At 67.4% G+C, this 8068-nt stretch carries 6 protein-coding genes; 5 read left to right on the top strand and 1 reads right to left on the bottom strand.

The window, feature by feature from the left end:
- Positions 1-508 (bottom strand): LacI family DNA-binding transcriptional regulator (locus Manayef4_RS13190; protein ID WP_035733381.1); only part of this gene is annotated, 508 nt, incomplete at its 3' end.
- Positions 509-1146: 638 nt separating this feature from the next.
- Between Manayef4_RS13190 and Manayef4_RS13185 the strand changes: the two genes are divergently transcribed.
- From Manayef4_RS13185 to Manayef4_RS13165, 5 genes are all read left to right on the top strand, one after another.
- Positions 1147-2682: an AMP-binding protein gene (locus Manayef4_RS13185; RefSeq protein WP_070131784.1), complete on the top strand. Its 1536-nt coding sequence runs from the start codon at positions 1147-1149 to the stop codon at positions 2680-2682.
- Positions 2683-3043: 361 nt separating this feature from the next.
- Complete coding sequence (locus tag Manayef4_RS13180) at positions 3044-3994, top strand: CoA ester lyase (RefSeq protein WP_083282439.1); 951 nt, start codon at positions 3044-3046, stop codon at positions 3992-3994.
- A 125-nt stretch (positions 3995-4119) separates the two neighbouring features.
- The gene (locus Manayef4_RS13175; protein ID WP_070131783.1) at positions 4120-5319 is read left to right on the top strand and encodes an acyl-CoA dehydrogenase family protein; all 1200 of its coding nucleotides are present in this window, start codon (positions 4120-4122) and stop codon (positions 5317-5319) included.
- 57 nt (positions 5320-5376) lie between these two features.
- A complete protein-coding gene (locus tag Manayef4_RS13170) occupies positions 5377-5886 on the top strand; it encodes a MaoC family dehydratase (RefSeq protein WP_011436585.1) in 510 nt (169 codons plus the stop codon).
- Position 5887: 1 nt separating this feature from the next.
- Positions 5888-7966 (top strand): protein meaA, encoded by a 2079-nt coding sequence (locus Manayef4_RS13165; protein WP_070131782.1) that lies wholly within the window; start codon positions 5888-5890, stop codon positions 7964-7966.
- Positions 7967-8068: the final 102 nt, after the last annotated feature.

Here is an 8068-nt window from a genome sequence, read left to right as displayed (position 1 = left end):
CCAGATTGATCAGGTGCTGCACCGCCGTACGGGCACCGCCGACGTCATCGACCCGCACGCTGGGGAAACCGGGCACGCTCGCGCCGACCAGAACACCTGGTATGTTAAGCGCTTGTAGGGAGCGCATCTCCATCAGCGTGAGAGGTGGACACGGGACGAGTACCGCATCGACCCGCTTACGCAGCGGCAGCGCATCGAAGGGGCCCGAGTCGTCCCCGGGGTTGTACAGCAACAGATCCAGCCCGGCCTCCCGCAGCACCGCCTCGGCCCCCCTGAGGACCTGGAGGAAAACCCAGCCGGTCAGATCCGCGATCACCCCGATCGTGCGCGTGTGCCCGCTGGCCAGYCGGGACGCCTGCGGCGACGCCACGTACTCCAGCTGCGCGGCAGCCTCCCGCACCCGTCGTCGGGTGCTTTCGGCGACGTAGGGTAGTCCACGCAACGCCCGCGACACCGTCGCCGTGGAGACGCCCGCCAACGCGGCCACCTCCTCGATGCTGCCGCCCATCCCGGATTCCTCCTCAGCGCCCGACCTCCCGCCGGAACCCATCAGGCGGCCAATCCACCAGGCGGCCAATCCGTCAGGCGCCCGGCCCTACAGCGTTTGCAAGCGAGCCTACCTCAACGTGCGCAAGCGTTCACGAAACCGTTGATCTTCGGGGACTTCTTCCGGGTCCGTACATGGGGGGTCAGCTCGCCATGCCTGCCAAGGTTCGGGTGAGACACTCACACGGGTGCGGTTGGCTACCGGTCGGGGACAGCTCTCGGCCGTAGCAGGTTGTCGATGTAGTACTCGCGGACGACCCGGTGCGCGGGCGCACCGGGCCTGTCCAGCACAATGCTCGCGCGGCTTGTCCGGACAACTGCGCCGCCTGAAACACGCAAGGCTGCCTAGGCGAACATGGCAAACAGTTGTTCCCAACGAACCTGTTTCTCACGAACCACCCGGCGTAGCCACACCGCGAGCGGTTCGACGGCAACGGCGGCGGCCTGACCAGGCCCGCRTCGACGTCGTGTGGCGTGCGGGTGCAAGCGCCTGTCACCGGCGTACAAGCCCTCGCCGTTTACCGTGCCTACACTTTGGATCACACTCGATTCGACAGGTGAGGTTCGACAGCACCCCCCACAGACCCCTGGAGGCCAGCGATGTTGGTGCCTTTCGGCGCACGTGATTTCCTTGATCGAGCGGTCACGGTGTATGGCAGACGTGTCGGTGTCGTGGACGAACCGGACCAGCCCGCCCAGCCGTGGCCGGACCTGACCTACGCCCGCCTGGGTGAGACCGCCCGTGCGCAGGCGGCGGGCCTGGACGCCTTAGGCGTGGGCCACGGTGAGCGCGTCGCGATCGTGTCGCATAACAGTGCCCGCCTGCTCGCGTCGTTCTTCGGTGTCAGCGGGTACGGCCGGGTGYTCGTCCCGGTGAACTTCCGTCTCTCGCCGGAGGAGGTCAGCTACATCGTCGAGCACTCCGGCTCCGAGGTGCTGCTCATCGACCCCGAGCTGGAGGAGAAGCTCTCCGGCGTGACCGCGAAGCAGAAGTTCGTGCTGGGCGCCGAGAGTGACGCCGAGCTCTACCGCTTCGACGCCGAGCCCACGCCGTGGGAGCCGGATGAGAACGCCACCGCCACGGTCAACTACACCAGCGGTACGACCGCGCGCCCCAAGGGCGTGCAGATCACCCACCGCAACATCTGGGTCAACGCGGTCACCTTCGCGCTGCACGCCGGTGTCACCGATCGCGACGTCTACCTGCACACGCTGCCGATGTTCCACGCCAATGGCTGGGGCATGCCGTTCGGCATGACCGGTCTCGGCGTCCAGCAGGTGGTGCTGCGCAAGATCGACGGCCCGGAGATCCTGCGCCGCGTGGAGCAGCACGGCGTCACCGTGATGTGCGCCGCGCCGGCTGTGGTCAACGCCGTGCTCGACGCCGTCCGGGACTGGGACGGCGAGGTCCCCGGCCGCGACCGCGTGCGGGTCATCTGCGCGGGTGCTCCGCCGCCCACCAAGACGATCCAACGGGTCGAGKAGGAGCTCGGCTGGGAGTTCATCCAGATTTACGGCCTCACCGAGACCTCGCCGCTGCTCACGATCAACCGTTCCCGCGTGGAGTGGGACGACCTGCCGCCCGAGGATCGCGCGGGCAAGCTCGTCCGTGCGGGTGCGCCCGCTCTGGGTGTCACGCTCAAGCTCTCAGACTCCGGTGAGGTGCTGGCTCGCTCCAACGTGATCTTGGCGGGCTACTGGGAGCGGCCGCAGGAGTCGGCCGGGGCCCTGGCGGGCGGCTGGTTCCACACCGGTGACGGCGGCGTGATCGACGACGAGGGCTACCTGACGATCAGTGACCGCAAGAAGGATGTGATCATTACCGGCGGTGAGAACGTCTCGTCGATCCAGGTCGAGGACTGCCTGTTCGGCCACCCGGCAGTGGCCGAGGTCGCGGTGATCGGCGTGCCCGACGAGAAGTGGGGTGAGGCGATCAAAGCGCTGGTCGTGCTCGCCGAGGGCCGGACGGCGACCGAGGCGGAGCTGATCAAGCACTGCAASGAGCGGCTCGCCTCCTACAAGGCGCCCACCTCGGTGGAGTTCCGCGACCAGCTTGCCCGCACCGCCACCGGCAAGCTGCAGAAGTTCAAGCTGCGCGCCCCGTACTGGGAGGGCCACGAGCGCCAGGTCGACTGATCCGACCGGAGCGGATCCGTCCCGTGGACGGCACCCGAGGCACCGCGCCGACCGATCCGGCACCTTACCGGTACTCTACATAGAGTGACGAATGTGGTGCGTATGGTGAGTGTGAATCGGATGCCCGGTGCGGGGGACTGTGATAAAACCTAGATGCACAATTCAAGATTATCGGATGGGCTAATATCGGGCTACCGGGCGATTCCTGTGATCGGGCGGTTGCGACAGGTGGAGACCCTTGGTATGGGGGTGCGGGGGTCGCGCGGACGGAGGACGAAGCCTCGGTTCCGCGTCGATGTCCCTGTCCGCCGGGTGTTCGYCCGTTCATCGAAATCCGGCCTGTGAGAGATGTGGGGTAGTGGTGTCGCTGCGTTCGCGCCGGTCGTGTCTGGCCGTTCCCGGCTCGTCGCCGAAGATGCTGGGCAAGGCCCAGGGGTTGCCGGCCGATCAGGTGTTCTGTGACCTGGAGGACTCGGTCGCTCCTGGCGCGAAGGAGTCGGCGCGGGCGAACGTGGTCGCGGCGCTGAACGAGGGCGCCTGGGCGGGGAAGACCCGGGTGGTGCGGGTCAACGACCTGACCACGCGCTGGACCTACCGCGACGTGATCGAGGTAGTGGAGGGCGCGGGGGCGAACCTGGACTGCGTGATGCTGCCGAAGGTGCAGTCGGCGGAGCAGGTGGCGTGGCTGGACCTGCTGCTCACCCAGATCGAGAAGGTCATGGGGTTCGAGGTGGGCCGGATCGGGATCGAGGCGCAGATCGAGAATGCGCTGGGGCTGTCGAACGTCAAGGAGATCGCGTTCGCGAGCCCGCGGATCGAGACGATCATCTTCGGCCCGGCGGATTTCATGGCGTCGGTGAACATGCCGTCGCTGGTGGTGGGAGCACTCAGTCCGGACTATCCGGGTGACCCATTTCACTACGTGCTGTTCAAGATTCTCGAGGCCGCGCGCGCCCGCGGGGTGCAGGCGATCGACGGGCCGTTTCTGCAGATCCGTGATGTGGACGGATTCCGGGCGGTGGCGGGCAGGTCCGCGGCGCTCGGGTTCGACGGCAAGTGGGTGCTGCACCCGGGCCAGATCGAGGCGGCCAACGAGATCTACGCGCCCCGGCAGGCCGACTATGACCATGCCGAGCTGATCCTGGAGGCCTATGCCTGGCACACCTCGGCCGCGGGCGGTCTGACCGGTGCGGTGATGCTCGGCGACGAGATGATCGACGAGGCGAGCCGGAAGATGGCCGAGGTCGTCGCGGGCAAGGGCCGCGCCGCGGGGATGCAGCGTACGGTGAAGTTCGAACCACCGGTCGRCTGAATCCGTCCGAGTCGGGGCGGATCGGCGCGCCGGCACCCGGCGCGTGGCCATGATGAAACCATCCCGCTGCCTGAGTGCGTTTCTGCTCTCCCCTCAGGCATCGGGGGCAGCGACAGGAGCGGAACATGGGCAGGATCGCGCAGACCGACGGTCTGACCGAAGTGCAGCGGGACATCCTTGCGGCGGTACGGACCTTCGTCGACAAGGAGATTCTTCCCCATGCGAACGACCTCGAGCATCGGGATGAGTATCCCGAGGACATCATCGAGGCGATGAAGGAGATGGGCCTGTTCGGCATCACCATCCCGGAGGAGTACGGCGGGCTCGGCGAGTCCCTGCTGACCTACGCGCTCGTCGTGGAGGAGATCGCCCGCGGCTGGATGAGTGTCTCCGGGGTCATCAACACCCACTTCATCGTCGCCTACCTGATCCTCCAGCACGGCTCGGAGGAGCAGAAACGGCGGCTGCTCCCGGTCATGGCCACCGGCGAGCTCCGCGGGGCGTTCTCGATGAGCGAACCGGGCTGTGGCTCCGACGTTTCCGCGATCACCACCCGGGCCGACCGGGACGGCGATGAATACGTGCTCAACGGCCAGAAGATGTGGCTGACGAACGGCGCCCGCGCCGGCGTCGTCGCCACCCTGGTCAAGACCGACGAGGGTGCCCAGTCGGTCTACCGGAACATGACGACGTTTCTCCTGGAGAAGGAACCTGGGTTCCGGACACACGGCGGGATCACCATCCCGRGAAAGCTGGAGAAACTCGGGTACAAGGGGGTCGAGACCACCGAGATGGTGCTGGCCGACCATCGGGTGCCCGCGTCGGCGATCCTCGGCGGCGAGGCCGGCCGGGGCCAGGGCTTCTACCAGATGATGGACGGCGTGGAGGTCGGCCGGGTCAACGTCGCCGCGCGGGCCTGCGGGATCATGATCCGGGCGTTTGAGCTGGGTATCGCCTACGCTCAGCAGCGGCGGACGTTCGGCCGGCCCATCGCGGAGCATCAGGCCATCGCGTTCAAGCTCGCCGAGATGGCGACCAAGGTGGAGGCCGGGCATCTGATGATGGTCAGCGCCGCCCGCAGGAAGGACGACGGGCAGCGCAACGACGTCGAGGCCGGGATGGCCAAGTACCTTGCCAGCGAGTACTGCCACGAGGTGACGACCGAGGCTTTCCGGATCCACGGCGGCTACGGCTACTCCAAGGAGTACGAGATCGAGCGCCTGTACCGGGAGGCCCCCTTCATGCTCATCGGAGAGGGGACCTCCGAGGTACAGAAGCGCATCATCAGYCGGGCATTGCTGAAGGAGTACCAGCTTCCGGGCTGAGGGGCCGGTGCGTCTCTGACGAGTTGAGTATGCTGTGATCAGGTGAGGGAGTTCCAAATGCAGTTCGGGCGTTACTTCGAGGAGTTCGAGGTAGGTGCGGTTTACAAGCACTGGCCGGGCAAGACGGTCACCGAGTACGACGACCATCTCTTCTGCCTGCTCACGATGAACCATCATCCGTTGCACCTGGACTCTCATTTCGCCGAGGAGACCACTCAGTTCAAACGGAACGTCGTCGTCGGGAACTACGTTTACTCCCTGCTGCTGGGAATGTCGGTGGCCGACGTATCCGGGAAGGCGATCGCCAACCTGGAAGTCGAGTCGCTACGGCACGTGAAGCCGGTGTTCCACGGTGACACGATCTACGGCGAGTCCACCGTCCTGGACAAGGTCGAGTCGAAGAGCAAGGACGACCGCGGGATCGTCACCGTCGAAACCCGCGGTTACAACCAGGACGGCGTCCTTGTCTGCATCTACCGCCGCAAGGTCATGGTGCCCAAGCGGGCCTACGGCGAGGCACGCGGCGGCGAGCAGCCTGGCCGGCCGGAACCCCGGACGGAAGGCTGAGATGGCGGGCGCGGGCCGGGCGGAGCCGAAGCGGGACCGTCCGTGGATCATCCGCACCTATGCCGGGCATTCGAGCCCGGCCGAGAGTAACGCGCTGTATCGGCGCAATCTGGCCAAGGGGYAGACCGGGTTGTCGGTGGCGTTCGATCTGCCCACGCAGACGGGCTATGACCCCGATCACGCCCTTGCCCGTGGCGAGGTGGGCAGGGTAGGGGTGCCGATCGCGCATCTCGGTGACATGCGGCGGTTGTTCGACGGGATTCCGCTGGCGCGGATGAACACGTCGATGACGATCAACGCCACCGCGATGTGGCTGCTGGCGTTGTACCAGGTGGTCGCGGAGGAGCAGGGGGCCGATCCGGCGGAGCTGGCCGGGACGACCCAGAACGACATCATCAAGGAGTATCTGTCGCGGGGGACCTATGTCTTCCCGCCGGGTCCGTCGCTGCGCCTGATCACCGACCTGATCGCCTACACGGTGGCCGAGTTGCCCCGCTGGAACCCGATCAACATCTGCAGTTATCACCTGCAGGAGGCCGGGGCCACGCCGGTTCAGGAACTGGCCTATTCCATGTGCACGGCGATCGCGGTGCTCGATGCCGTGGCCGCCGCGCGGGGGATCCCGGTGGGCCGGGCTGACGCGGTCCGGGCTGGCGCGGTCCGGGCTGGCGCGGACCGCGGGGAGCTGGAGCGGGCGGATTCGGAGTGGATGGGTGAGGTGTGTGGTCGGATCTCCTTCTTCRTCAACGCCGGAGAGCGTTTCGTGGAGGAGATGTGCAAGATGCGGGCGTTCACGGCGTTGTGGGATGAGCTGCTGACCTCCCGGTACGGGGTTCGGGAGCCGGCGCAGCGCCGGTTCCGGTACGGGGTGYAGGTCAACTCGCTGGGGCTGACCGAGGCCCAGCCGGAGAACAACATCATCCGAATTGTGCTGGAGGCGCTGGGGGTAACCCTGTCGAAGGACGCGCGGTGTCGGGCGTTGCAGCTGCCGGCCTGGAACGAGGCGCTGGGCCTGCCCCGGCCGTGGGACCAGCAGTGGTCGCTGCGCATTCAGCAGATCCTCGCTCATGAGACCGATCTGCTGRAGTATGACGATCTGTTCGCCGGTTCGGTCGTGGTGGRGAAGCGGGTCGATCAGCTCGTGGCCGCGGCCAGGGCGGAGATCGACCGGGTTCAGGAGATGGGGGGCGCCGTCGCCGCGGTCGAGAGCGGCTATATGAAGTCGCAGCTGGTGACGTCCCAGGCGGCGCGGCGGGCTCGCATCGAGAGCGGTGAGGATGTTGTCGTCGGGGTGAACCGGTTCACCGAGACCGAGCCGAATCCGCTGCTCGCCGATCTTTCCGCCGCGATCYAGACGGTCGATCCGGCGCTGGAGGAGGCGACCCGCGCGGAGCTGGCGGCCTGGCGGGCCGCCCGCGACGACCGGGCGGTGACGGAGGCGCTGCTCGGCCTGCGGACGGCGGCCGGGACGGACGCGAACCTGGTTCCCGCCACGCTGGCCTGCGCCCGGGCCGGGGTCACGACGGGGGAGTGGGGGGACACGCTGCGGGAGGTGTTCGGGGAGTACCGGGCACCGACGGGGGTCGGCGAGGCCACCGTCGCCGGTGGTGGCGGGGCCGCCCTCGACGAGCTGCGGGCCCGGGTGGCGCGCACGGGGTCCGAGCTGGGCCGTCCGGTGAAGATGCTGGTCGGTAAGCCCGGTCTCGACGGGCATTCCAACGGCGCCGAGCAGATCGCGCTGCGGGCCCGTGACGCCGGTTTCGAGGTCGTCTACCAGGGGATCCGGCTGACGCCGGCGCAGATCGTGGCCGGGGCCGTCGAGGAGGACGTGCACGTCGTCGGGCTGTCGGTGCTCTCCGGTTCCCATCTCGACCTGGTGCCCCAGGTGCTGACGGGGCTGGGGGCGGCCGGGGCGGGTGAGATCCCCGTCATCGTGGGCGGCATCATCCCCGCGGCGGACGCGGACGAGCTCGCCCGACTCGGGGTGGCCGCGGTGTTCACGCCCAAGGACTACGAGCTCACCGCCATCATCCGGGGCATCCTCGACGTCGTACGGGCCGCCAACAAGCTCGATCAGTGAGCTCGATCAGTGAGCTCGATCACCGAGCTCGATTGGTGAGCTCGATCACCGAGCTCGATTGGTGAGCTCGATTAGTGAGGTGGCCGTGACGGTTGGGGATGG

Source organism: Frankia sp. CgMI4 (genome assembly GCF_001756285.1).
Lineage (GTDB): Bacteria > Actinomycetota > Actinomycetes > Frankiales > Frankiaceae > Frankia > Frankia casuarinae.
Note: the sequence above shows the minus strand (reverse complement) of the source record. Positions and strands in the feature narration are given on the sequence as shown.

Excerpts from the sequence above, each read along its gene's own strand:
- Manayef4_RS13170 (WP_011436585.1), top strand. The coding sequence starts at position 5,377 with ATGCAGTTCGGGCGTTACTTCGAGGAGTTCGAGGTAGGTGCGGTTTAC.